This window comes from Streptomyces sp. NBC_01257 (assembly GCF_035917255.1).
Taxonomy (GTDB): Bacteria; Actinomycetota; Actinomycetes; order Streptomycetales; family Streptomycetaceae; genus Streptomyces.
In genome coordinates, this window is sequence record NZ_CP108472.1 from 203743 (window position 1) to 228658 (window position 24916).

Consider the following 24916-nt stretch of genomic DNA (forward strand, 5'->3'; position numbering starts at 1 on the left):
TGCATCGGCCCGTGACGAGATCAGCGGCGTGCGCCATCGCGTGCCGGAACACAGCCGGCGCATCGAGCGGTGGCGCCGGGACCGGCACGCCCGTCGGCAGTACCCATCAGTTCCACGCGGACACGAATGCCGTCGTGAACGTGCTGGGTCAGCAGCACCTCAACACCCCTCCCGCCACTCGACTTCGATACTCGATCAACTCCAACCGGTCCAGCACGTAGGCGGGTTCAGAAAAGTTGAGAAATCCTCATGTTTATCTGTCCGGACCGTTGACTGTGCCGGCGGTGGTCGCGATTCTGATAACCCGTCAGTAACTTCAGTGGACATGTCAATCAAAGTGGGTGATGGCCATGGCTCGACCTCCGCGCCGCAGATTCAGATCCCTCACGGTGGTGTCGCTGCTCCTCGCCGTGTTGTCCCTGGTCCTCGGCCCGATGCCCAGCTCCGCGGCGGAGCCCGACCCCGGTTGGTGGAACCCGACCTCGCGGCCCGAGCCCGACGCACAGATCAATGTCACGGGTGAGCCCTTCAAGGGCACCGACACCCAGGGGCGCGTACGAGGCTTCGTCGACGCCCACGACCACATCATGGCCAACGAGGGCTTCGGCGGGCGGCTCATCTGCGGCAAGCCGTTCTCGGAGCAGGGCGTCGCCGATGCGCTCAAGGACTGCCCCGAGCACTACCCCGACGGCTCGCTCGCCGTCTTCGACTTCATCACCAAGGGTGGCGACGGCAGGCACGACCCGACCGGGTGGCCCACCTTCAGGGACTGGCCCGCCCACGACTCGCTGACCCACCAGCAGAACTACTACGCCAATATCGAGCGGGCCTGGCGCGGCGGCCAGCGGGTGCTGGTCAACGACCTCGTCACCAACGGCGTGATCTGCTCGGTCTACTTCTTCAAGGACCGCGGTTGTGACGAGATGACCGCCATCCGTCTCGAGGCGAAGAAGTCGTACGACATGCAGGCCTTCATCGACAAGATGTACGGCGGCCCGGGCAAAGGCTGGTTCCGGATCATCACCAGCAGCGCGCAGGCCCGCGCGGTCATCGAGCAGGGCAAGCTGGCCGTCGTCCTGGGGGTCGAGACATCCGAGCCGTTCGGCTGCAAGCAGATCCTGGACATCGCGCAGTGCAGCAAGGAGGACATCGACCGCGGCCTGGACGAACTGCACGAGCTGGGCGTGAGCAGCATGTTCCTGTGCCACAAGTTCGACAACGCCCTGTGCGGGGTGCGGTACGACTCCGGCGCACTCGGTACGGCGATCAACGTGGGCCAGTTCCTGTCGACGGGCACCTTCTGGAAGACGGAGACCTGCCGAGGCCCTCAGCATGACAACCCCATCGGAAACGCCGTGGCGGCGGAGGCGCAGAAGTTGCTGCCGAGCGGGGTGGCCGTCCCCACGTACGCCTCGGGCGCGCAGTGCAACACCCGCGGGCTGACCAGCCTGGGTGAATACGCGGTACGCGGAATGATGAAGCGCCACATGATGCTGGAACTCGACCACATGAGCGTCAAGGCAGCGGATCAGGCCTTCGATGTCCTGGAGTCCGAGTCGTACCCGGGCGCCGTCTCCTCGCACAGCTGGATGGACCTGGGCTGGACCGAACGGCTCTACAAGCTCGGCGGGTTCGCCGCCCAGTACATGAGCGGCTCCGCGGCGTTCAGCGCGGAGGCCGAGCGTACGGACGCGCTGCGCGAGAAGTACCAGGTCGGCTACGGCTACGGCACCGACATGAACGGTGTCGGCGGCTGGCCGGCCCCGCGGGGCGGGAGCGTCCCCAACCCGGTGGAGTACCCCTTCCGCAGCACGGACGGCGGCTCGGTGATCGACAGGCAGACCACCGGCGAGCGCACGTGGGACTTCAACACGGACGGCGCGGCGCACTACGGCACAGTCCCGGACTGGATCGAGGACATCCGCATCGTCGGCGGCCAGGAGGTCGTGGACGACCTCTTCACGGGAGCCGAGTCGTACCTGCGCACCTGGGGGAACGCCGAGAAGCACCGGTCCGGAGTAAATCTGGCCTCGGGTTCGGCCGCCTCGGCGTCCACGTCGGAGTGGTGGAATCCGGTCGTCAGCTTCGCCCCCGGTCAGGCCGTGGACGGAGACCATGGCACCCGCTGGGCCAGTGAGTGGACGGACGACCAGTGGCTGCGGATCGACCTCGGGTCCGCGAAGCCGATCAAGCGCGTGACTCTCGACTGGGAGGCGGCATACGCGAAGTCGTACCGCATCGAACTGTCGCAGGACGGCAAGAACTGGCAGACCGCATGGTCCACGGCCTCCGGTGACGGCGGGCTGGACACAGCATGGCCCGCCCAGGCTCAGGCGCGCTACGTACGCATCCACGGCCTGGAGCGCGGAACCAAGTGGGGCTACTCGCTCCAAGAGGTCGGCGTCTACAGCGACTGACGACACCGAGGGATCCGCCCCGGACGGCCGGATCAGATCTTGATCCGGCCGGACCGGCTTCTCCTCAGCCCGGGCGCCGGAACTCGCCGCCCAGGCCACGCCCGTGCCACCGGCCCGCTGCTCGCACGCCGGTTCCCGCTTTGTTGATGCACCGCTCGACCGTGGTCGAAGGCCAGCGGGCGACAGCAGTTGTCGGCTGCCAGGCGGATCCTCGTTGTCAGACGCACGAGAGGCCTGGTTCGAATGCACCGCCGGCAGGCTCGTGATCAGCACCTCCGCACCGCCCGCCGCGAGGCCGGCCAGAGGTGGCCGCCTGCCGGCCCGGCGACCGCTGAACACCCCGAGTAGCAGGGGGTGACTGCCCCTCAGCTCGCGTCCACGGAGTGGAGCGTGCCCCCTCTACATCACCGAAACATTGATGTACGGTCCACTCGCATGCGTACCCGACTTGTTCTCGCGTGGACCTCAGCCGTGACGGCCGTACTCGCGGTCGCGGCCGCAGCCGGCCCCGTGGCCGCCGCCCCGGCCGGTCGCTCGTCCGTGACGCCGACGGCCCGCTGCCCCCAACTCTCCGACGATCTCCCCTGGTACGGCGGCAACCGGGCCCAGCTGCAGCGCGTGATCGACGAGCGCGGCACCTGCCACGGCAGGGGCGGGCCGCGCCCGGTCGCGGCGTTCGACTGGGACAACACCATCACCAAGAACGACGTCACCGATGCCACCATCAGCTGGTCCCTGCGGCACGACAAGATCCTTCGGCCCGCCCGCTGGAAGGACACCAGCAAGTGGCTGACCGACACCGCGAACAAGGCCCTCACCCAGGCCTGTGGCACCGACGTCGCGGTGGGAGCGCCCCTGCCCACCTCCACCAACGCCCGCTGCGCCGACGAGATCCTCCAGATCCGTGAGGACAGCACCACGATGAGCGGCGAGGCCGCCTTCGCGGGGAAGTGGAACCACCGCCGTACCGTCCCGCAGTACGCGTGGGTGCCCCAACTGTTCGCCGGACACACCGTCCCCGAACTGCGCGCGTACACCGCGGCCGCCCGCACGGAGGCCCTCGCCGCGCCTGTCGGTGCGACCCGCACCGTCGGCACCCACATCCTTCCGGCCTACGTCCGGTACTACGAACAGCAACGTGACCTCGTCCGTACGCTGCAGAAGGCCGGATTCGACGTCTGGATCGTCTCGGCGGGTTCCGAGCCGGTCACCGAGGTCTGGTCGCGCGGCATCGGAATCGACCGCGCGCACACCGTCGCCATCCGCTCCGTGCTCGACGCCAAGGGCCGCATCACGACCGGGAACGAGGGCTGCGGCGGGGTGGGTGTCACCCAGGGCGAGGCCATCCCGTACATCGACGGCAAGCGTTGCTGGATCAATCAGGAGATCTACGGGATCAAGGGCCGGGCCGCCTGGAACCAGCAGGCCCCTCACCGGCGGATCACGCTCGGCGGTGGTGACGCCGACACCGACGTGACGTTCGTCGGCGACGCCACGGGCGCGCACCTCGTGCTCAACCGCAACAAGAACGAGGTGATGTGCCGCGCCTACGACAACGCCGACGGCCGCTGGGTCGTGAACCCGATGTTCATCGAGCCGCTGCCCCGCAGGACCACGGCCTATCCCTGCTCGTCCGCCGCCTACACCGAGCAAGACGGCACGTTCGGCCCCGTGCGGCGTGGCGACGGCAGCGTCGTACCGGACCAGCAGGACACGGTGTACTGACGCGGGGCCGGCACCAGGCCGTCCGCGAGGCATCCCCACGTTTGCGGGGTTCATTCATCTCTCGGAGATCTGGCTGACAAGCCGAACGACTCCCCGGATCAGCTCGTCGTGAAGGCGAGCTGGTCACGGTGACGGTCGTCGAGATCGGCCCACCTGCGCACAGGGTCCGGTGAGCCCAGCGACGCGGTTCGAAGGCGGCCGTCATCGATGACATCGGCCTGGTACGCCGCTGCTGCTACCGGCAGGGCAACGTGTCCTCGCTATGCGCTTCCCGTTGCAGGGGCCGGAGGCGCAGGAGGTCGCTCGATGGTGAATGCGCGAGTGGCCGGATTGACCCGGGCGGGCAGCACCGTCCCCTGAGTGGCGCTGCCGAACCGGTACTTCAGGACTTCGTTCGCACACTCGAAGGGTTCGAAACCGGGGCCGCTGACACGCATCAAGAGCCGGACCTGGTAGTGGTCGTCGTTGGTCGGCGGGGCGGAGGCGACTGCCAGAACCAGGGCCGTCGCGTCGACGCCGAGGGCGGCCAGCTGGAGCGTCGCCCGTCGTTCCTCGCGGGCGGAAAGGATGGTGGACATCCCGACGCAGGCAACGAACGCCGCGGCCAGGGCGAGGCCGGCACCAGCCCACACCCACCCATCGCCGGGCTCGTCGAGGTCGGCAACAGTGTGGGCGCCGACATAGACGAAGGCCCCTCCCGCACCCAGGAACAGGACCGCGCCCACGCTGCACGCGATCGCTGTGATCACCGGGCCCTTGGGATCCAACAGGACGGGTTCGCGGGCGCGGGCGGTGGCCATGGTCGCACCCTAGCCGAGCAGACGCGCTGCGCTCCGTCGAGAACGCGAAGTCAGTGGCTACGAACGCTGTGAGCGGTTCGCACCAGGAGACGGCGCGAGATCGCCTGCACGAACATCAAGTCACATGAGAATCCTCTACGCCTTGATGGGTGCGGCCGACCTGGCGGCCTGCTCGATCTTCGCGCAGTACGCCGCACGGGCTTCCTCGTCGATCGGCTGCTCGCTCTCGGGCCGCAACCCGGTCCGGCCGTCGACGCCCTCGCGCAGGATGTCGGCATGACCGGCATGCCTGATGGACTCGCCGAGCACATGGACCATGACGGCGAACAGGTTCGTGTTGAGATAGGGCTCCGGCCACCACGGCACATGGCCGGGGGCATCGAGGGCAAGCTCGTTGATCGTCGCGTCCGAGTGTTCCCACGTACGCCGGTAGAACGCGATGATCTGATCGCGGGTCTCGTCCTCGGTCGCCCACTGATCGCTGCCGTCGGAGTCCTGCCATCGGGAAAGCGGTTCCGGGGAAGGGCGGTCGAAGACCTCGCCGAAGTACCTGGCCTCAACGGTGGCCACGTGTTTGACCAGGCCGAGGAGGTTGGTCCCGGTCGCTGTCAAAGGTCGGCGGGCGTCGTATTCGGACAAGCCGTCGAGTTTCCAGAGCAGCGCCTTGCGGTCCCGCCGCAGTCTCCCGTGCAGGTTGTCTTTCACGAACTCATCGATCATGCGACATGAGCCTGCCATGGGCGGCTCGTGGTCTCAAGGTCCCGCACGTGATGCGGCAACGCCTGACGGAGCCGAAGCCTGGCCATGGCCGCCGCCCTGACCTGCTACAACGAGCTCCCGAAACCTGCCCCGCAAGACAACCTCCGAGCCGGCGACCGAGAGCTCTCTCGGCTCCTGAAGGAGCAGCGGGAAGGGCGAGTTGGGTACGGATCAACCCGGGCCGCTGACCGAACGTCAGCGATGCGGAATCCTTGGGTCATGAGCGAAGAATCAGAACGCCTGGCGAAGGCTCTCATCGAGTTCCGGGAAGCCGAGAACATCTCCGTGAGGGAGCTTGCGCATCGCACCGGGTTGAGTCAGGCAACCATCAGGCTCCACGAGAGTGATCGCGGACAACCTCCGGCTCCCATCGCGGCCCGCCGCTTCGAGGAGGTTCTCGGCTGGGCGCCGGGCAGTATCGTGCCCGCGTCGCGCGATCTGACGGATCTCGAGCTTCCGCCTGACTCCCTGGAGGCCGTACCCGATCAGACTCAGCTCCCCAGCTGTGCGGTGTCGCATCCGAGGCCGGAGAGAGGGTGTTCGTCCGCTGGAACCGCTGAAGGGGCGCCGGCGGATCCGGCATGACCGGTCCTGTGACAGGGAGGCGGCGGGTGGCAGCGGTGATCATTCGGGGCCGGCATGTCTTGATGGTGCGTGAGCGAGGCATGGGTCCATCGGGCCGCCACGACGGACAGGAGTACTGGACACTTCCGGGAGGCGGTATCGAGCCCGGCGAGTCACCGGAGGACGCGGTAATCCGCGAAGTGGCCGAAGAGACCGGCCTGACCGCGATGTCCGTGCGATACGTGTACGACGTTCCGTACCCGTCAGGATGGACTGCTTGCTACCGCATGGACGTGGCACCGGGCGAGCCCGTCCTCGGCGTGGACGACGGGCTCGGCTGTGACTGTCCCCGGATGACAGGTCTCAGCTGGGTACCGCTGCCTGAGAACGCGTCCGGTAGTACGTACATGGTGCCGCCTCTGCTGATGTCCACCGCCCACACCAGCTGACACGCCGGCCGACAGACAGATCACCCAGCCACCCCCCAGAATGCCGACGCGGGCCCGCCGAGTGGAGATCGCTCAGAACACGGGCCTGCGATCCGCCTCTCCCCCAAGACCTTCGTGTCGTCGGCGCGCTCATCCCGACCCACGTGCCCCGGGGTTCACACACTCCCGTACGCATTGCTCTGTGCCGACGCCATCAGGACGGTGGTGCGGTCTGCCAGCTGCAGGCACTGGCAGACCGCTGATCCCGCTCCGGCCCGACGAGAGGAGAACTTCGGCCGGGACGAGACCTGCGCACCGAACGGCGGTCGTCGCCAAAGGAGTTCCGGCTCCTCGGGCCGCGAACAGGGGCCGACGGCGTCGGCTCCGGGGCGCGGTCCTGTGGTGGCCGAGTACCGCCGACAGGTCCGGTGCACGCGTGGGGTGGTGCACGCCCGGGGCCGGATCCTGCCAGGTCACGAACCCGGTTCCGAGCGTTGACGCGGGCCTCTGGCCGAGAAGCCCACTCCATCTGTCATTCGAAGACGCAGAGCTTGCGGATTGGACGCGGGCGAATGCAGCCGCGACTTCACCCGTTCGGGTGCGGCACTGGTCGATCTCGCCGCCCTGCTGACCGAGCGCCCGGGGATGGCGAGGGCCCACCTGTCACTGCCGGTGCCGGTGCCTAAGTGGTCGGCTTCGGACGTCTTTCGGGGGTTGACGCTGAAGGACCAGGTGTGGGTCCGGGACTGACATGAAGGGCTGCGGTGATTGCTTCACGTGCCCATGTGGAGCGTTTCCAGGTGCGGTTCAGGTTGCCGGGGCTGCGGCGATGACGGTGTCGAGCATGGTTCGCGAAGCGTGCAGCTCGTTGATGGCGTGAGTGATGCGTTCGCGCTCGCGCCGTAGCTCGGTGATGGTGTCGGAGCACACGGGGGTGAGGGTCGGCCCGTCGGTGCAGACGCAAGGCAGGATCCTGGCGATGACCGTCGTGGACAGGCCGGCGGCCAGCAGGCTGCGGATGCGCTGCACCGTGTCGATGTCGACGTCGTTGTAGACGCGGTAGCCGCTGGGGAGCCGGTTCGGGTGGAGCAGTCCCTGTTCCTCGTAGTAGCGAAGCAGGCGTTCGCTGACGCCGGTTCGCCGGACCATCTCTCCCATGCGCATGTGACCTGCACCTCACCGCGTTGACTCTCACATTGGTGTGAGACTTTAGCGTCGATCGCATGACGACGAACAGCGCGGTCTCGCTGACCGCCATCCCGCCCGCGCCGGTGCGGCGGCGCGCGGTACTGGCTCTGCTGACCGCCTGCGTGTTCGTGGTGGGGACAGCGGAGTGGGTGATGGTCGGGCTGCTGCCGGAGCTTTCAACGGATCTGCACCGTCCACTGCCGACCGTCGGAGCGCTGGTGACGGTGTACGCCCTGGTCGTCACCGTCGCTGGGCCTCTGGTGACCCTGGGGATGCTGGGCATCGCCCGCCACCGCACACTGCCGATCTTGCTGGGCGTGTTCGTCGCAGGCAACGCCGCCGCAGCGCTGGCCACAGGGTTCGGCGTCTTGGCAGCGGCAAGGATGCTGACCGCTCTGACGCACAGCACGATCTTCGCGACGGCGTTGGTGATCGCGGTAACCGCGGTTCCGGCAGGGCACCGCGGGCGTGCCATCGCCGTGATCACAGCGGGCTGGAACCTCGCCACGGTTCTTGGCGCTCCACTGGGTACCTGGATCGGCGATCACTATGGCTGGCGTACCACCTTTTCCGGCATCGCCATCCTGGGCGCCGCCATCCTCACGGCCACCACTGTGCTGGTCCGTCCGGCGGCACCGGAGACTGCCGGCCGTCCCGGCGGCGAGGTCCGGGAGATGTTCAAGCCCAGAGTGGCCGTAGTGCTGGCGATCATCGTGGTCACGCAGGCCGGCCTGTTCACCACCTACACCTACATTGCCCCGCTGCTGCGCCAAGTGAGCGGGTTCACCGCCTCCGGGGTCACCATGCTGCTCGCGCTCTTCGGCCTGGGCTCCGTAGTCGGCAACGTCCTCGGCGGCCGCCTGGCCGACCGCGCTCCGTGGGCAGCGTTGTGCGCGCTGCTTGCCGCCCTGGCCACGGTGCTGGCCGCCTTCACGCTCACCGGCCAGAGCCGCTGGGCGGCCGCTGCCACCGTACTCGTCCTCGGTGTCATCGCCGCCGCCGTGATCCCGTTGCTGCAAGACCGCGCACTGGCGTCCGCCCCCAAAGCACCCACCTTGGCCACGGCGGTCAGCGCCTCCGCGTTCAACCTCGGGGTCGCAGCCGGCTCCACCCTCGGCGGCCAAGCCGTCACCGCCGGCTCCTCACTCGACGACCTGCCGTGGATCGGCGCGCTGGTGACACTCGCCGCCGTCGGCCTCGCCGCCACTGCTGCCCGGCGCCGCCACGCTCAGCCACGCACCCCGCTGACCTGCTCCACCCCGTAACCCCCTGAGAACTCGAAGGAAAGACATCCCATGTCCTCAACTGCCCTGCCCTCTTCCTCCCTTGGCCGCATCGTGCGCGGCACCGGCCCGGGCCTGCTGCTCGCCCACGGTGCCGGCGGCGGCATCGACGCCAACTTCGGCCCCATCCTGGCGAGTCTCGCGGCTCACCACACTGTCGTCGGGCCCGACTATCCCGGCACCGGCCGCACCCTCCGCGCCGAAGCCCCCCTCGATCTGGACGTCCTCGCCGACGCCCTGGTCGCCGCCGCCGTCGAGGAGAACGTGGACACCTTCGCCATCGCCGGATATTCGCTCGGCAGCCCGGTCGCCATCCGCGCCGCCACCCGCCACCCCGACCGCGTCACCGGCCTCGTCCTGACAGCCGGCTTCGCCCTCCCCAATCCACGGTTCCTGTTGGCCGCCCGGCTCTGGCGCGACCTGCTCCGCTCAGGCGACCTCGAACGTCTGGCCGCGTTCGTGTCCCTGATCGGGCTGAGCGCCCCTGCCTTGGAGGCCATCGGTCAGGACGACCTCGACACTGCCTTGAAGACCACCGCGACCACGATCCCGCCCGGCACACTCGGACAGCTGGACCTGCTTATCGATCAGGTTGACGTCCGCGAAGACCTGGCTGCCGTCACGGTGCCGACCCTTATCATCTCCACCACGTTCGACCAACTGGTCACGCCCTCCCACCACCGGCAACTCGCAGACACGATCCCGGGTGCCGAGTACGCCGAGCTCCCCACGGGGCACCTGCCTTTCGCCGAGCGCCCCGAGGAATGGTCCGCGCTCCATCTCGGCTTCCGCGGCAACATCTCCACCTGACGGCGGCCCCCGGCCACCCAAGACGCGTGGTGGGCGAGCATCGCACCGAACTCGCAAGCTTCCCGGTGTCGGTGGCCTCGCAGGCCCCACGAGCTGAACAGCCCAAGGCCGTTCACACGTCACAGACACCAAACGATGTCTAAGTGTGGCTGCCGGTGAGCGTGGCGTATACGACGACGTTGTCGGTGTAGCGGCTGTCCTTCTTGGAGTAGTCGCCGCCGCACGTGATCAGGCGCAGTTCGGGGCGGCCGACATTGCGGTAGACCTCGACGGTGGGGAACCGGCCCTTGGGATAGCGGGCGGTTCGGTCGACGGTGAACTCAGCGGTTCGCCCGTCCGCGCGCCTGACGTCGATCCGGTCGCCGGGGTCGAGCCGGCCGAGCGCGAAGAACACCCCGGGGGTGCCGTTCCACGTGACATGCCCAGCGATCACGGCGGGGCCGGTCGCTCCGGGAGCGGCTCCAGGGCGGTACCAGCCGGCCTTGGCCGGGTCCCGCGGGGTCTCCATGGCCCGGTTCCTGCCGAGGTCGAGCATCTCCAGTGTCGAGGACACCTTGAGAGAGGGGATCGCGATGCTCACTGGGCGGGATACGGACAGAGCCGCGGTGTCCGGCGCGGCCGATGATGTCGCGGGCGGGTCCGGCTGCGCGGTGGGTTGTGCGGTGGCGACCGCCCGGCCCTTGTCGGTGGCAGGAGGCGGGGTGGGCTGCTGCCGGCTGGTTCCCAGAGCCAGCAACAGCCCACCGGTCAGGAGGAGGGCGACAGCGGTGACAGCGATCGTGACGTTGCGCCGCCCGGACATCGTGCGGTGCTCGCCGTCGTCGCGTGTGCCCTTCATTGCTTCACCTGTCCCTGCGTCCGGCTGTTACGGGGCGTCGATCGGTGCGAAGACTCAGCTGTCGTGCCGGACCGATGCCGGGCGCGTCCGGCGGCGCAGTACGAACAGCCCACCTGCGGCAAGGACGGCCGCGCCACCCGCTGCGAGCAGACCGGGCGCCTCCACGCCCTCGGTGGACCCACTGCCGGTCTCGACGCCGCCCACGGGCATGGAGCCGACGGCAGCCCCCTTGACCATGCCGCAGCTCGCCGGAGCCGTGGCCTCCTGCGGAAGCTTCGGGTCGAGCTCGCTCTTGCCCTTGCCGAAGTCGTACTTGGCGTTGCCGTTCGGGTCGATGCCGTGCTGGACGACGTGCAGATCCTTGATGTGATCGGCCACGGCCTGCGAGACGGTGATCGTCCGGGAGTAGCTCAGTTTGCCGTCCTTGTCCGCCACGGGCATCCGGTCGACGGCGAGGCCACTGCCCTTGGAGGTGTCTCCCTTGGTCGTCAGGGAGATGTTGATGTCTCCGTACATCGGCAGGCCCTCGGCGGTGGTGATGATGCCGTCGCCGTTCTTGTCCGCGCTCTTGTCCGGGCAGCGGAAGTCATGGCCGTCGGTCGAGCCGTGGATGTGCTGGGCGTGCGGCATGCCCGGAACCAGGCCCTCGACCTCGATCTTGACGGTGAGCTTGTCGCCCTCCACGCTCACCAAGGCCGTGCCACTCGCTCCGGAGTCGTTCAGTTGCGCCAGGTCGATCTGGTACGTGTCGCCGTCTGCGGCCTTCGTGGTGTCGCCCGCGACATGGCCGTCGTGCGCCATGGCAGGTACGGAGATCCCGAGGGTCAGTGCGGCGGGCACAACCAGCAGAGCGGTGCAACGAGTTGAACGGCGGAGTATCACGTAAACGCATCCCCTTCCGGCGGTTCCAGTACGCAATCGGAACCGCGTTCGGTCGCTGATGTCGTCTATTCGTCGCCGCCGACGGAAAGGATTGGTCCGAGCACGACAATTTCGGCCGCACGAGCCCACTGGGCGCGTGGACCGGGACGTGATCGAAGAGGTGGACGTGCACACGTGGGGCTGGCTGTTGACCCACTGTCAGAGGTCGCTGTCGATCCCGGTGACGGCAGGCGTCCCCAACGGTGCGTCCTCCTCTGCGAACCCTGTCTCCCGCAGAGCGCGGGACACCAGCCCCACGGCATCCAGCTCCGCCTGGTACCGGTCCCCGGCCTCGACTTCGAGGCGGATGGAGAAGGTGCCGTCATCGTTGACGCTGAGCAGGTCGAGCCCTTCACTCTCGCTCAGATCCGTGTGCTGACCGGCCAGCTTGCCCTCCAGAGTCGCGCGGGACGTGTCCGTGATGCCGGCGACAAAGGTTCCGGGCACGGTGATGAAAAAGGTGGTCATGACAGCTCCTCACGTACGGCGGATGATTTACACGTATCGCTCCGGCTTCCCTGATTCTCGGAAGTTATCGAGGAAGTCGCCGTGAGACCGATGATCAGGCACCGCGGCCCGTCCGTGCCGGAACGACGCCGACAACCCGGGCCCTGCCACGGCCCTGCTCATCGAGACAAAGCCCGGCCTCCTGCGCGCCTCGGGCACTCTCGTACTCCGCCCGGAACGCCGTTCGGGCATTCACCATGGATGGGCAGACGAAGGGCCGGCCTTCCGCGACGCACGCGGCCTGGTCCCATGCCTGAGGCTCGACCAAGGAACGTTCGTGCCCCGAGAGGCCCGCCGTCGCCCCAGGGCGCTCACCGCACTCACCGCACGGGATACCGGCCAGTCATGGCCGGGGGCGCTGCTTCAGCGCCCCATCCCCGCCTCCGGTCAGCTCCCATCGGTTCGCGGAGCCCTCGTTGTCCGGCTGGCTGTCGTGCGGGAGGTCTCTTCTGTCTGCCGGCTGCGGAAGGCCGCGACGCGCGCGCGGTTCTGGCAAGTGACGGAGCAGAAGCGGCGCCGGCCCCCTGGCGATGCGTCGATGTAGACGTCGGCGCATCGGCGTCCGGTACACAGGCCGAGCCGCTCAGCACTGTGGTCGGAGAGGTACTGGCGCAGGGTGATGGCCGCGGAGGCGAGGACCGCGTTCCCGCTCGCCTCGACGAACCATCCGGGCTGCAGACGGTCGGTCATGGTCCGCACGGTCGGACGGACTGCGGTGTCCGTCAGAAGCGCAGCGATCAGCCGGGCGCGCTCGGCGAGATCGGGAGTGGCGAACACGGGATGCAGGCGATCCGCGGTCTCCGCCAGTTCCCGTTCGGTGAGCACAGCGCTGACCGGCATCAGACCGGCAAGGCGCTCGGCCATACCCGCGCAGTTCGGATACGCCTGTCCTCCGCGGCCGTCCGCGACGCGCGGGGCGGTACCCCACTCGTTGACCAGTGCGGCCAACGTCTCCAGCGGCATCGCCTCGATCATCATCACCATGTCCCCACCGTAACGCGAAGGGTGGGACCTATGCGTTGCACGCTTCATTGACATGACGTAACGTATTGAAAACATTCTACGCGTTACAGGGGTGGTTTGACGTGATCGATCCCGCGGTTCTCCCCGGATATCTCACGGCAGTGCTGCTGGTCACGGTCCCTCCCGGGCCCGACAACGCGTACATCGTCGCGGTTGCCGTGGACCGGGGTCCCCGCGCCGGCGTGCTCTCCGCTCTGGGGATGTCGCTCGGCATGGTCGTGCATGTCACGGCGGCTTCGCTCGGGCTGGCCTTCCTGCTGCAGTCGACACCGGCTGCTCTGACCGTGATACGCCTGGGTGGAGCCGCCTATCTGACCTGGCTCGCGATCACCACTCTGCGAACTGCCAGGCAGTCCGGCCTTGTCGCGCAACCCGCGCCCTCGGATCGGCGAATCCTGGGGCAGGCTGTCCTCACGAACCTCACCAACCCCAAAATCATTGTGTTCTTCGCCGCGTTTCTGCCGCAGTTCGTGCGACCTGGGAACGGTCCGACCGGCGTGCAGTTCCTCACCCTCGGCGTGATCTTCCTGCTGGTGGGCCTCACCTGGGACAGCGTCATCGGCCTGTTCGCGGGACGGCTCGGCGCAACCCTCAGACGCGGAAGCCGCGCAGCCACCGTTCTCGGCATCTCGGCGGGAGCAACTTTCGGGGTACTGGCTCTGCTCCTGATCCTTCAGATCGTGCACCCCGACGCCGCATGACCCGGACGCGAACCCGGTCGCACGCCGGTTGACGAACCCTCCGCGAACGGCTCCAGGCCGGCACGGGCCGAGCCCGTGATGAGGTGCTGAGGCGCCGAGGAAGGTGCGACCATCCTGGGATGCGAGAGATCGACGAGTTGGTCAATGTGGATGATCCGGCGTGGCGGGAGCTTGAGGAGATGCTTTCGGCAAGCTCCGTGCCCGTTCAGGCGCTGCCGGTCGATGTTGACGAGGGCCGCCGATGTCTTCTGCAGTTGCAGGTCACGGCGCGTTCGATGCTGGGTGCTCTGGCGTTGAACACCGGCGGGCTGCTCGTCGACAACGGATGGATGCGGGTGTTCGGTGGGGGTTCGGTCATCAGCGGAGGGCTCCCGAGCCTGGGGACGGCCAACCGCTTCCCCGCCGGCTTCGATCCGGTCTGGCACCCCGCGACGGGTCTGGTCGTCGGCCATGACGTCGTGGGTGGGGTGTTCGCGCTGAACGGTGGTGATCCTGCGGCTGCGGGCCGGCCTGGAGGGCCCGGGCAGATGACCTACTTCGCTCCCGACACCCTTGAGTGGGAAGCGATGGAAATGGGCCACTCCGGATGGGTTTCCTGGTTGCTGTCGGGCCGGTTGGAGACGTTCTACGACGGCCTGCGATGGCCCGGCTGGCGTGAGGAAGCTGCGGCCCTGGCCTTCGGTGAGGGCATCTCCGTGTATCCGTTCCTCTGGAGCAAGGAGGCGCGGGACGATCTCGCGGCGACGAGTCGGCGACCTGTGCCGATGCGTGAGGTCATCGGAGTCGCTGCGGACTTCGCCCGGCAGATGGGGCCGTCCGACCCCGGGTTCCTCGGCGACGTGTGACCGGGATCCGCCGTCACAGGACGCCGGGCGTGGTGGCCCGCCGGGCCCACCGGTGAGCTATCCTCCGCGCATGCGCGACCAGTTCACCGGATGGCCGGAGCAGGCCATGGACGTGTTGTGGCAGCTCCAGGGCGAACCGGCCCAGGCGACCCGCGAGCGCCTCCGCGCGGACCGCGAACGCCTGGTCCGGCAGCCGATGATCGCCCTGCTCAACGAGCTCGCGGACGCCGTCCCCACGTACGAGGACTTCTCCGTCTGGCACTACCGCACCGACTCCTGGTGGTGGCAGCACCAGAGTGCGGTGATCCGGCTCGGCCGCAAGATCGAGATCGGTCTCCGGTTCTCTCTGGACGGCCTGCGGATCCAGGGCGCCTGGTGGTACCCCGACCCCGGCCAGGTGGACACGTTCCGCACGGCCGTTGCCTCCGAGGGCAGCGGTCGCGAGCTGTCCGCCATCGTCGACGAGCTGCGGAAGAAGGGCTACGACATCTCCGGGGACGTGATGAAGCGTCCCCCGCGCGGCTGGCCGACGGATCATCCCCGTGCGGACCTGCTGCGCCACCGCTCACTGATCGCCGCCCGCGATCTCGGCTGCGAGGAGTGGCTGCACACCCCCGAGGCGGTCGACCGGGTGCTGTCGGCCGCCGCGGACCTGGACGCCCTGTTGTCGTGGCTGGTCCACCACGTGAAGCGTGCCGCTTCCTGACGGCGCGGGGGGCGACACGCGGCACGGGAGCCCACACCCGTGATGCCGGTGACTGCATGGGGTGCGGATCTCTGGCGCACGGCCAACGCCTCGTGGTCCCCGGTGGCGGGATGGTCTCGACGGGCCTTCCCACCCCGGGCGAGGGCTGATCGGGACCAGGATCGGGCAGGAGCCGATCAGGCCCCAGGCAGACGACCTCGTCGACGGTGTGCAACACCTTGGTTCTCTGCGACCCCTAAGCGGAGTTCGCCCGTCCGTGACTGCGTAGTTGCGGTGGGGGCACCCGAGGCTCATGCAACGAAATCTCTTCGATCCCGAGAACATCATCCAGCCGGCCGAGACCCTCGGTCTCACGCAACAGAACCCGATGGCGGTGCGGTACGCGGTCAAGGGCGATGCATACGCACGCCAGGGCACGATGGTCGCCTGGCGCGGCTCCCTGGAGTTCGAGCGGAAGGGCCAGGGCGTGGGCAACTTCCTCAAGCGCGCCGTCACGGGGGAAGGCCTGGCCCTCATGAGGGTGACCGGCGAGGGCGAGGCGTGGTTCGCCTCGGACGCGGCCCACTGCTTCCTCATCGACGTGGACGAGAACAACGGCCTGACGGTCAACGGCAAGAACGTACTGTGCTTCGACGCCTCGCTGAGCTACGACATCACCACGGTGAAGGGCGCCGGGATGGCGGGTGGCGGCCTCTTCAACTGCGCCTTCACCGGTAGCGGCCGACTGGCGCTGAGCAGTGCGGGCATCCCCCTGGTACTGCCGGTCTCCCCGCACGCACCGGTCTTCGTGGACACCGATGCGGTCGTCGCGTGGACCCCGCGGCTGAGCACGTCGCTGCACCGTTCGCAGGGAATCGGCTCCATGCTGAAGGGCGGCTCCGGAGAGGCGGTCCAGCTCAAGCTGGAAGGCGAGGGAGTCGTCGTCGTCAACCCGGGTGAGCCGAAGCCGGCGCAGCAGGCGTCCTGACCGGCTACGGGAAACGTCTTCCGCCGAAGACCTCCCGGACGAGGACGAACCAGGCCGTCATCGTCGAGTCCGCTCACCGCCGGATGTTCGCTCACTCGGTGGCCTGAGCCGCTCCGCCCTACGACGGCGGCCCGAACCCGTACGGGCTGACCGGGCCGCTCGTCGTACGCCTTCCCCGGGCCGGACTCACGCGGTGAGGTGCTGCTTGGTGACGGAGCCGTCGGCAGCGGCCTCAGGTGCAATGCCGTGCTGTTCTTCTTCAGGACGGGCGTTCTTGGGCAGCAAGAAGGTGATGGCGAGGAAGACCAGCAGCAGACATGCCTGGACGATCAGCGCGCGGTGGAAGCCGCCGGTGAAGTCACCGGTCTCGGCCCGGGCGAAGAACACCGAGCCGAAGACCGCGACGCCGATGGAGCCGCCGACCGCCTGGACCGCCGAAAGGACACCGGAGGCGGATCCGATCTCGTCGTCGTCGACTGCGGCCAGGATGAAGCTGAACAGGGCGGCGATCACCATGCCGGCGCCGATGCCCGCCACCGCCACGCCGGGAACGATGTCCCAGATCGAGAACGAGGCGGCGTCGAGGCCGTCCAGTTCGAACCACAGCACGGCGGCGCCGCACAGCTGAATCAGTGGTCCGATCTGCAGCACCTTGCGGCCGATCCTGTCCGCGAGGAACGCTCCGCTGATGGCGCCCCCGATCGCGGTGCCCACCGCGAGGGGCAGGTTGCCGAGTCCCGCCTCACCGGCGGTGAAGTGCCGGCCGATCTGGAGGAACAGGGTCAGCACGAGCTGGGTGCCGATCAGTCCGCCGAAGAACAGAGCGATTCCGCTGAGGCCGACGGTGAAGGCCGGCTTGCGGAGCAGGCCCGGGGTCACCAGCGGCTCGCGGCCCGCGGCGGCCGTGCGGCGCTGCTGGAGGGCGAAGAGGGCGAAACCGATCGCCGAGGCGGCCATGGACAGCCACGTCCACAGCGGCCAGCCGTTCTCCTGTCCCTGGTTCAGCGGCAGCACCAGCAGGGCGCAGGACATCACGACCAGGGCGGCCCCGGTCATGTCGACCCGTACCGTTCGGTCGCCCGCCTTCCTGGGCACGAACTTCGCGGCGACGACCAGCGCCGCGATTCCGATGGGCAGGTTGACCAGGAACACCGACCTCCAGCCCAGGCCGAAGAAGTCGCCCTCGATGAGGAAGCCGCCCAGGACCGGGCCGATGATGCCGCCCAGACCGAGGACCGGTCCGAAGATCGCGAAGACCTTGGTGAGCTCGGGGCCGGAGAAGTTCTCCCGCAGCAGGCCCAGGCCCTGGGGCAGCAGCATCGCTCCGGCGATGCCCTGCAGCAGGCGGAAGGCGATCAGCGACTCGATGTTCGGCGCGATCGCACACAGAAGCGAGGCCGCGGTGAAGGCGGCCAGGCCGATCAGGAACATCCGACGCCGGCCGTACCGGTCGCCGAGCCGGCCTCCGAGCACGAGGCCGGCGCCCAGGGTGAGGGCGTAGCCGCCGATCACCCACTGCAGTCCGACGGAACCGGCCCCGAGCGATTTCTCCAGGTCCGGTCCGGCGACGTTGACGATCGAGGCGTCCAGGAGATCCATGATCTCCGCGACGATCATCACTGCCAGGATCAGCCAGCGCCACCGGTAGGGCTCGGTCGTCTCGTCGGGGGTGGGAGATGGGTCACGCACGCCAGATACCTCCATGGTGAAGTAATTCCACGATGAAGGTAAAGTGATGGCGGTAGGTTGTCAAAGCGAAGCGACTGTGCGGACCGCACGGCAGGGAAGAAGGGCAGAGGCATGGAGGAAGCCGTGCGCGACAGCGTCGCGGAGCAGCGCGAACGGCTGATGGAATCGCTGAGGATCTACGGCGGCCACTACGCCGAGTTCGGCCGGCGCTTCGCCGCCTGGCTGGACCTGCACTCCACCGACGCAACCGCGGTCCTGGAGATCGCCGCCGCCGAGGAGCGTGGCACTCCCCTGTCGCCGGCCCGGCTGAGCGAGCGGATCTCCCTGTCCACGGGCGCCACCACCGCACTCCTGAACCGCCTCGAAGCGGCGGGGCACATCACACGCACCCGCGAGCACTCCGACCGGCGCGTCGTCACACTCCGCAGCGGCGCGCACATCCAGGAACGAGCGGACGAGTTCTTCGACCCGCTCTCCCAGCGCCTCGACGCCGCGATGTCGCACTACCCGCCCCAGCTCCTGGAACGGTTCGAAACGTTCATGGCCGACCTGAACACCGCCATGGACAGCCACCTGAGGGATCAGGACTCGGTGACACCGCCTCCGCCGTCCCGGTCGCAGTAGGCGGATGAGCTCGGCTCACACCCAGTCCTTCTCCGGAGTCGCCGCCCGCAGCACCTCGCTCGCACCTTTCAGCACCGGCTCGCCGTGCGGGACGCACAGTGCTTCCACCTCCAGTGAGGCCAGCCGCCTGAAGGAGGCGATGGCCTGCTGCCTGTCCACGTTGAACGGACCGAGGATCGCCCGCCCCTGCGCGGTGGCGACGATGTCGCCCGGGAACAGGACTCCACTGGAAGGGAGGTGCAGCGCGATGCTTCCCGGGGTGTGTCCGGGCACGTGCAGGACCTGGACGGGCTCGCCCCAGCCTTCGATGCTGCCTCCGTCGTGCAGTTCCACATCCACCGCCACATGTTTCAGGGGCTGGCCGTACGCCTCGGAGAACCCCGCCACGATCTGCTCGTGGAGCGCGCGTTCCGGGCCGGTGTGTACGGGCTGGGGTTCGGGCGCCGTGCCGCGGATGAACGGGGCGTCCACGGCTCCGGCGAGGACGCGAGCGCCGGTGGCCTCAACGAGGTCCGCGGCCGAGCCCATGTGGTCGATGTGCGAGTGTGTGAGCACGATCTGCCGCAGGTCCTGCGCCCGGCCGCCGAGCCGCGCCAGAGCATCCAGGATCGCGGGTGCCGAACCCGGCATGGCGGTGTCGACCAGGCCGAAACCGTCGGGCAGGCGCACGAAGTGGACGTGTCCGACCGGGAAGGCCAACTGCCAGATGGCAGGGGTGACCTGGGTGAGTTCCATGGCTCGACGCTAGCGTGGGGGCCGGACAATGTCCGGGCACTTCCGCCGCCGGCGAATTGCGCGCAGCGTGAACGCGGAGGCCGGACCGCGCGGGCACGACACGGGCATGCCTCGCCGGGTGCTTGCGGTTGCATTGCCTTCCTCGACGATCGATACGATCATCGACCGATGTGGAACGAGTTGATCACTCAGCACGCCGGCACGGACGAGGTCGGGTTCACCGCTCCGGCTACGGATGACGCGCTGCGCGAGGCCGTGGAACTCCTTGGGCACCCGCTGCCGGACATGTTGGCCTCGGTGCTGCGGGAGAGCAACGGCATCCTCGGCGAGGACGGCTTTCATCTGGTGTCGCCGCTCGAAACGATCATTCAGACGAACCTGGAGCTTCGGCGCTCCTTCTCCGACCAGTACATGGCCTTCGACCAACTGTTCTTCTTCTCGGACATCCCGGGTAATGGCGATCTGTTCGGCATCGTCCTCGTCCCCGGGCAACATGATCAGGTGTTCCTCTGGGAGCACGAGACGGACAGCCGCAGGTGGGCAGCCCCTTCGGTCGACGAGTTCCTGAAGCGATGGCTGAACGGAGTGCTTCCCGAGCAGCTCGACCGTTGATCCGGGGCCGGTTCAGGTCGCGCATCACGGCCGACCGCACCACCGGATCCATGCCGGCAGCTCAGCCGGCGTTCGCCCGTCACGGCAGGCCCGGCGACCCTTGCGCTGCGCCGACGTCGGCGGCCGCGCCGACCCCGCGACCTGGCTTCTGAAGCGCCCTGCGTCGCAGGAGACAAGGCCCGCAATCACCCTCGCCGCCGAGCCCTTTCCGTACGCATGCGACTCCGCCAGAGCCGAACGATCCACGGAACGGATCCCACCCATGCCGCCACCCCTCTTGCGTACCCCACGACAGACCCCATAAGTTACCGGCAGGTAGGGACAGTTGAAGTGGGCCCCGCACATTCGGTCGGAAGGGTGGTGGGACCGTGAGGCCCCGCAACCCCGCAGGAGTGACGGCCGCGACCAGGTTCTCGGCGCCACTGTGCTGCCACGGAGATACGAGGCGAGCGCGACCGGCATCGACCGCGTCCTCGCCCGTCGCCGAGCCCCTCGGGTCCGGCTTGCCACCACTCCCCCATCGACGACCCTCTCCTCCACCCCCTGCATGACCGCCCGAGTACCGATCCCGCGTTCCGACCCAAGGCGTAGCCCGCAGACCTCGACCCGGATCACCTCACATCAGGCCAGATCTGACCTGACCCGACCTGACCAGTCACGAAAGAGACGTCATGCCCTCACTCGACCGCCAAGACAACGTCTTCGTCCTCGACCTCGGAGACGGGGAGAACCGCTTCCATCCCGACTGGCTCACCGCCGTCGCCGCCGCGCTCGACGAGGTGGAGAAGGCGGAAGGCCCTCGCGCCCTGGTCACCGCAGCCACCGGCAAGTTCTACTCCAACGGGCTCGACCTGGACTGGCTGTTCGCCCACGCCGACCAGCACCAGGAGTACGTCGCCTCCGTCCACGAACTGTTCGCACGGATGCTCTCGCTGCCGGTCGTCACGGTCGCCGCGCTGCAGGGGCACACCTTCGCCGCCGGTGCGATGTTCTCCCTCTCCCACGACTTCCGTGTCATGCGCGCCGACCGCGGCTACTGGTGCCTGCCCGAAGCCGACATCAACATCCCCTTCACTCCCGGCATGTCCGCGCTCATCCAGTCCCGCCTGGCCCCGCAGACCGCGCACAAGGCCATGCTCACCGCCCACCGCTACGGCGGCGCCGACGCCGCTGCCGCCGGGATCGTCGACCAGGCCCTCACCGAGGAAGCCGTGCGCTCCACCGCGATCGAGATCGCCCAGGCACAGGTGAACAAGGCCGGCGACACCCTCGGCACCATCAAGGCCCGCATGTACGCCCCGGTCCTGGCCACCCTGCGCGACACCACCGACCCGCTCGGCTGAGCCGGCGCCCCACCGACGTCACCACTCCCGTCTGCACAGCGGAAGGCCTCGACCGGGCTCCGACGTGCCTGCCTGCGCACACCCCATTACCGGCCTCATGCCGGCGGAACAGCGGGTGGTACGGTCCTGCTCAATAAAGGTTCATCGGTTTTCCGAACCATCATGTAGTCCGGTGTGAGGGTGGGGGCGCCCGGTTGCATTCCGACCTCAACAGGGCTGAAGTCTCCCGTTTGAGCAAGGCTCCACGACGGTCGCGGCCATCCGGCAGCTCCAGGGCGTGGACGGGCCAGACGACCGGGATGGTTCTGTCTTTCCCTGGAAAGGTTGAGAAGTGACCGCTTCACAACAAAGCGAGAGCAGTCCCCCCAAGGCCGACTCCCAAGACCGCCTGGACAAGAGCGTTCTCCTCGTGGCCGGCGTCATCGTGCTGGGCGGGATCATGTCGATCCTCGACATCACGGTGGTGTCGGTCGGACTGCAGACGTTCCAGAAGGAGTTCCACGCGACCTCGGCCCAGGTGGCCTGGACGATGACGGGCTACACCCTGGCTCTGGCGAGCGTCATCCCGCTCACCGGCTGGGCGGCCGACAGGTTCGGCACCAAACGTCTCTACCTCCTGGCGATCGTGCTGTTCGCCGCCGGCTCCGCGCTGTGCGCTGCCGCCACCTCGCTCGAGATGCTCGTGACGTTCCGCGTCCTCCAGGGCCTCGGCGGCGGCATGTTGATGCCTCTCGGCATGACGATCCTGACGCGTGCCGCGGGCCCCGAGCGGGTCGGCCGGGTGATGGCAGTACTCGGCATCCCGATGCTGCTCGGCCCGATCTTCGGTCCCATCCTCGGTGGCTGGCTGATCGACGCCGCCTCGTGGCACTGGATCTTCCTGATCAACGTACCGATCGGTGCGATCGCCCTGGCCTATGCGGCGATCGTTCTGCCCAAGGACCGTGTGCAGCCGTCGGAGACCTTCGACTGGCTCGGCATGGTGATGCTTTCGCCGGGGCTCGCGACCTTCCTGTACGGCGTCTCGTCCATACCCGAGACCGGAACGGTCTGGGCCGCCAAGGTGCTGGTTCCCGCAGGCATAGGGCTGGTGCTCATCATCGCGTTCGTGCCGTGGGCCCTGCACCGGCGCAACCTTCACCCGCTGGTCGACCTGCGCCTGTTCCTCAACCGGGACATGAGCATCTCGGTGATCGCGATGTCGCTGTTCGCCGTCGCGTTCTTCGGCGCCAGCCTGCTGTTCCCGCTCTACTTCCAGCAGGTGCGCGGCGAGTCGGCGCTGGACTCCGGACTCCTCCTCGCACCGCAGGGCGTGGGGGCGATGATCACGATGCCGATCGCCGGCATGCTCGCCGACCGGATCGGCCCCGGCAAGATCGTGTTGACCGGCATCGCGGTGATCACGGTCGGCATGGGGATGTTCACGCAGCTGGCCTCCGACACGTCCTACGCGTACATCATCACCGCGCTCTTCGTGATGGGCCTCGGAATGGGTGCCTCGATGATGCCGATCATGGCATCGGCGCTGGCGACTCTGACGGACCACAACGTCGCCCGCGGCTCGACGCTGATGAACATCGTCCAGCAGGTCGCGGCCTCGATCGGCACCGCCCTCTTCTCGGTGCTCCTCACCAACGGCCTCAAGGACGTCGACGCGACCACGCCTTCCGGGATTCAGGCACAGATGGGTGACGCGTTCGCCTCGGTGTTCCTGGTGGCGACCGTCCTGATCGCCTTCTGCCTGGCCCCGGCCGCCTTCCTGCCGCGCAGGAAGGTCAAGAACGCGGACCCGACCGTGCTGGTGGGCCACTGAGCCGGCGGCCTCAACGAGATAGGTGACGTCGGCGCCGGTCTCTTTCCTGTCGACGCGGATTCGGCCGTAAGGCGGTTCCGGCACGCTGAGAGGGAACGTAGGCGGGTTGCCGCGGCGGGCGATGTCCGGCTGAAGACCCTGGCGCCGCCCGCGCCTCCTATGTCACCGACGGCGGCACCACCGTGGCCCGCGCCCTTCTGTGGGCGCGAGGCGCGGTGGTTTCGTCGTCTCCGGGTACGTCAGACAGTGCCGGCGGCGGGCAGCGGGGGCAGGTCGAGGTGGTCCCGCAGGGTGGTGCCCCTGTATGCGGTGCGGTACACGCCCCGCTCCTGGAGCTCCGGGACGAGCTTGTCGACGATGTCCGTGATCGACGCCGGCAGCAGATGCGGGAGCAGGTTGAAGCCGTCGACGGCACGCGTGCGCACGTAGTGGGCCCATTCGTCGGCGATCGTCGAGGGGGTCCCGACGAACGTCGGGTGGCCCGGGGACACCTCACGCACCAGCTCGACGATCGACAGGCCGCGTTCGGCGGCCATCTCTCGCCACTTCCGGATGAGGGCCAGTTTCCCGCTGCGCAGCTCGATCGCGATCGTGCCGCGAGAGGGGTCGAGTTCCCCCTCCACCGGCTCGATGCCGGGGAGCGGGCCGTCCGGATCGTAGGCGGACAGATCGGTGCCCCAGTACTGCTCCAGATACGCGACGGCCCGCGGGCCGTTGACCTGCTCGTCGCGCACCCAGCGCGCCTTCTCCTCCGCGTCCGCCCGGGTGTCGCCGAGGACGAGGCTCGCACCCGGCAGGATCCGCAGCGACTCCGGTGAGCGGCCGTGGCGGGCCAGCCGGTCGCGCAGGTCAGCGGCATAGGCGACCGCCTTCCCGTACTCGGTGTTGGCGGAGAACACCACGTCGGCGTGACGGGCGGCGAGTTCCCGGCCCCCGTCCGAGTCCCCGGCCTGGAACAGCACCGGGCGCCCCTGACGGCTGCCCGGCACAGTGGCCGTGGCGCGGAATCGTACGAGGTCGCTGCCCCGCTCCACCGGGCTGATCGCGCCCGGCCCGGCCCATCCTGCGGCCCGCCCGTCGGCCGCCACCGCGTCCGGCGCCCAGGAAGCCCACAGCTCCTTTGCCGCATCGACGAACTGTCCGGCACGCTCGTAACGGCGCTCGTGCTCCAGCCAGCCGCCGTGGCGGAAGTTGGCCCCGGTCCAGGCGTTGTCGGTGGTGACGATGTTCCATCCGGCCCGCCCCTCGGACAGCAGGTCGAGGCTCGCCAGCCTGCGGGCCAGGTCGGCCGGGTAGTTGTAGGTGGTGTTCTGCGTCGCCACGAGACCGATCCGCTCGGTCACCGCGGCGAGCGCGGACAGCTGGGTGATCGCGTCGGGGCGGCCGGCGACGTCCAGGTCGAAGACCCGGCCGCGGTTCTCCCGTACCCGGAGCCCCTCGCCGAGGAAGAACGCGTCGAACAGGCCGCGTTCGAGCGTCTGGGCGATCTCGACGAAGGTCTCGATCGCCGTGTGCGAAGGCGCGTCCGGGTCGGACCAGATCAGCTGGGGACCGACGCCGGTGAAGAACACACCGAGGTGAACGTGGGCTTCGGGGTTGCGTTCGTTCATGGCACTCA

Annotated in this window: 24 protein-coding genes; 14 read left to right on the forward strand and 10 right to left on the reverse strand. The window is 68.4% G+C overall.

Translation table 11 applies throughout. From position 1 onward, the window contains the following. The first annotated feature begins 350 nt into the window (after positions 1 to 350). Positions 351 to 2417: a galactose-binding domain-containing protein gene (locus tag OG408_RS00970; RefSeq protein WP_442805992.1), complete on the forward strand. Its 2067-nt coding sequence runs from the start codon at positions 351 to 353 to the stop codon at positions 2415 to 2417. Between the two features lie 435 nt (positions 2418 to 2852). After that, complete coding sequence (locus OG408_RS00975) at positions 2853 to 4142, forward strand: haloacid dehalogenase-like hydrolase (RefSeq protein ID WP_326667461.1); 1290 nt, start codon at positions 2853 to 2855, stop codon at positions 4140 to 4142. 260 nt (positions 4143 to 4402) lie between these two features. On the opposite strand, the gene OG408_RS00980 is transcribed toward OG408_RS00975, so the two are convergent. Both OG408_RS00980 and OG408_RS00985 read right to left on the reverse strand, forming a co-directional pair. Then, positions 4403 to 4942, reverse strand: a complete 540-nt coding sequence (locus OG408_RS00980; RefSeq protein WP_326667464.1) for a hypothetical protein — start codon at positions 4940 to 4942, stop codon at positions 4403 to 4405. A 135-nt stretch (positions 4943 to 5077) separates the two neighbouring features. After that, complete coding sequence (locus tag OG408_RS00985; RefSeq protein ID WP_326667466.1) at positions 5078 to 5662, reverse strand: DinB family protein; 585 nt, start codon at positions 5660 to 5662, stop codon at positions 5078 to 5080. A gap of 258 nt (positions 5663 to 5920) precedes the next feature. Here OG408_RS00985 and OG408_RS00990 point away from each other — a divergent pair, with 258 nt between their 5' ends. Both OG408_RS00990 and OG408_RS00995 read left to right on the forward strand, forming a co-directional pair. Continuing rightward, the gene (locus tag OG408_RS00990) at positions 5921 to 6286 is read left to right on the forward strand and encodes a helix-turn-helix domain-containing protein (protein WP_326667468.1); all 366 of its coding nucleotides are present in this window, start codon (positions 5921 to 5923) and stop codon (positions 6284 to 6286) included. After that, positions 6283 to 6714, forward strand: coding sequence for an NUDIX hydrolase (locus OG408_RS00995; protein ID WP_326667471.1), 432 nt, complete (start codon positions 6283 to 6285; stop codon positions 6712 to 6714). The genes OG408_RS00990 and OG408_RS00995 overlap by 4 nt, the downstream gene beginning before the upstream one ends. A 786-nt stretch (positions 6715 to 7500) precedes the next feature. On the opposite strand, the gene OG408_RS01000 is transcribed toward OG408_RS00995, so the two are convergent. After that, on the reverse strand, positions 7501 to 7857 hold the full coding sequence (locus OG408_RS01000; protein WP_326667472.1) for a MerR family transcriptional regulator: 357 nt from the start codon (positions 7855 to 7857) through the stop codon (positions 7501 to 7503). Between the two features lie 59 nt (positions 7858 to 7916). Between OG408_RS01000 and OG408_RS01005 the strand changes: the two genes are divergently transcribed. Together OG408_RS01005 and OG408_RS01010 are read left to right on the forward strand one after the other, a co-directional pair. After that, positions 7917 to 9146, forward strand: a complete 1230-nt coding sequence (locus tag OG408_RS01005) for an MFS transporter (RefSeq protein ID WP_326667473.1) — start codon at positions 7917 to 7919, stop codon at positions 9144 to 9146. A gap of 30 nt (positions 9147 to 9176) precedes the next feature. Then, a complete protein-coding gene (locus OG408_RS01010) occupies positions 9177 to 9974 on the forward strand; it encodes an alpha/beta fold hydrolase (protein WP_326667476.1) in 798 nt (265 codons plus the stop codon). Positions 9975 to 10113: 139 nt separating this feature from the next. Here the strand turns inward: OG408_RS01010 and OG408_RS01015 are convergent, their stop codons facing one another. The 4 genes from OG408_RS01015 to OG408_RS01030 all read right to left on the reverse strand — a co-directional run bounded on the left by OG408_RS01015 (position 10114) and on the right by OG408_RS01030 (position 13224). After that, positions 10114 to 10812, reverse strand: a complete 699-nt coding sequence (locus tag OG408_RS01015; RefSeq protein WP_442805993.1) for a class F sortase — start codon at positions 10810 to 10812, stop codon at positions 10114 to 10116. A 54-nt stretch (positions 10813 to 10866) separates the two neighbouring features. Beyond that, positions 10867 to 11694: a hypothetical protein gene (locus OG408_RS01020; protein ID WP_326667478.1), complete on the reverse strand. Its 828-nt coding sequence runs from the start codon at positions 11692 to 11694 to the stop codon at positions 10867 to 10869. A gap of 198 nt (positions 11695 to 11892) precedes the next feature. Then, positions 11893 to 12201, reverse strand: a complete 309-nt coding sequence (locus OG408_RS01025) for a hypothetical protein (RefSeq protein WP_285567724.1) — start codon at positions 12199 to 12201, stop codon at positions 11893 to 11895. A gap of 426 nt (positions 12202 to 12627) precedes the next feature. Further along, on the reverse strand, positions 12628 to 13224 hold the full coding sequence (locus tag OG408_RS01030) for a CGNR zinc finger domain-containing protein (RefSeq protein ID WP_326667481.1): 597 nt from the start codon (positions 13222 to 13224) through the stop codon (positions 12628 to 12630). Positions 13225 to 13325: 101 nt separating this feature from the next. Between OG408_RS01030 and OG408_RS01035 the strand changes: the two genes are divergently transcribed. The 4 genes from OG408_RS01035 (at position 13326) to OG408_RS01050 (ending at position 16482) form a co-directional block, all read left to right on the forward strand. Next, positions 13326 to 13964, forward strand: a complete 639-nt coding sequence (locus OG408_RS01035; protein WP_285567720.1) for a LysE family translocator — start codon at positions 13326 to 13328, stop codon at positions 13962 to 13964. Positions 13965 to 14083: 119 nt separating this feature from the next. After that, positions 14084 to 14809, forward strand: coding sequence for a DUF2625 family protein (locus OG408_RS01040; RefSeq protein WP_326667484.1), 726 nt, complete (start codon positions 14084 to 14086; stop codon positions 14807 to 14809). Positions 14810 to 14879: 70 nt separating this feature from the next. Further along, positions 14880 to 15515: a DUF2461 family protein gene (locus OG408_RS01045; RefSeq protein WP_326667486.1), complete on the forward strand. Its 636-nt coding sequence runs from the start codon at positions 14880 to 14882 to the stop codon at positions 15513 to 15515. Positions 15516 to 15807: 292 nt separating this feature from the next. Beyond that, a complete protein-coding gene (locus OG408_RS01050; RefSeq protein WP_285567714.1) occupies positions 15808 to 16482 on the forward strand; it encodes an AIM24 family protein in 675 nt (224 codons plus the stop codon). A gap of 186 nt (positions 16483 to 16668) precedes the next feature. On the opposite strand, the gene OG408_RS01055 is transcribed toward OG408_RS01050, so the two are convergent. After that, complete coding sequence (locus OG408_RS01055) at positions 16669 to 18171, reverse strand: MFS transporter (protein WP_326667489.1); 1503 nt, start codon at positions 18169 to 18171, stop codon at positions 16669 to 16671. Positions 18172 to 18282: 111 nt separating this feature from the next. Between OG408_RS01055 and OG408_RS01060 the strand changes: the two genes are divergently transcribed. Next, a complete protein-coding gene (locus OG408_RS01060; protein ID WP_285567711.1) occupies positions 18283 to 18795 on the forward strand; it encodes a MarR family winged helix-turn-helix transcriptional regulator in 513 nt (170 codons plus the stop codon). A gap of 15 nt (positions 18796 to 18810) precedes the next feature. Here the strand turns inward: OG408_RS01060 and OG408_RS01065 are convergent, their stop codons facing one another. Next, positions 18811 to 19530: an MBL fold metallo-hydrolase gene (locus OG408_RS01065; RefSeq protein WP_326667492.1), complete on the reverse strand. Its 720-nt coding sequence runs from the start codon at positions 19528 to 19530 to the stop codon at positions 18811 to 18813. A gap of 168 nt (positions 19531 to 19698) precedes the next feature. Here OG408_RS01065 and OG408_RS01070 point away from each other — a divergent pair, with 168 nt between their 5' ends. From OG408_RS01070 to OG408_RS01080, 3 genes are all read left to right on the forward strand, one after another. Then, positions 19699 to 20142, forward strand: a complete 444-nt coding sequence (locus OG408_RS01070; RefSeq protein ID WP_326667495.1) for an SMI1/KNR4 family protein — start codon at positions 19699 to 19701, stop codon at positions 20140 to 20142. Positions 20143 to 20813: 671 nt separating this feature from the next. Then, positions 20814 to 21485: an enoyl-CoA hydratase-related protein gene (locus tag OG408_RS01075; RefSeq protein ID WP_285567704.1), complete on the forward strand. Its 672-nt coding sequence runs from the start codon at positions 20814 to 20816 to the stop codon at positions 21483 to 21485. Positions 21486 to 21894: 409 nt separating this feature from the next. Continuing rightward, positions 21895 to 23298, forward strand: a complete 1404-nt coding sequence (locus tag OG408_RS01080; RefSeq protein ID WP_326667498.1) for a DHA2 family efflux MFS transporter permease subunit — start codon at positions 21895 to 21897, stop codon at positions 23296 to 23298. Positions 23299 to 23537: 239 nt separating this feature from the next. Here the strand turns inward: OG408_RS01080 and OG408_RS01085 are convergent, their stop codons facing one another. Continuing rightward, positions 23538 to 24908, reverse strand: coding sequence for an NtaA/DmoA family FMN-dependent monooxygenase (locus OG408_RS01085; protein ID WP_326667500.1), 1371 nt, complete (start codon positions 24906 to 24908; stop codon positions 23538 to 23540). Between the last annotated feature and the right edge of the window lie 8 nt (positions 24909 to 24916).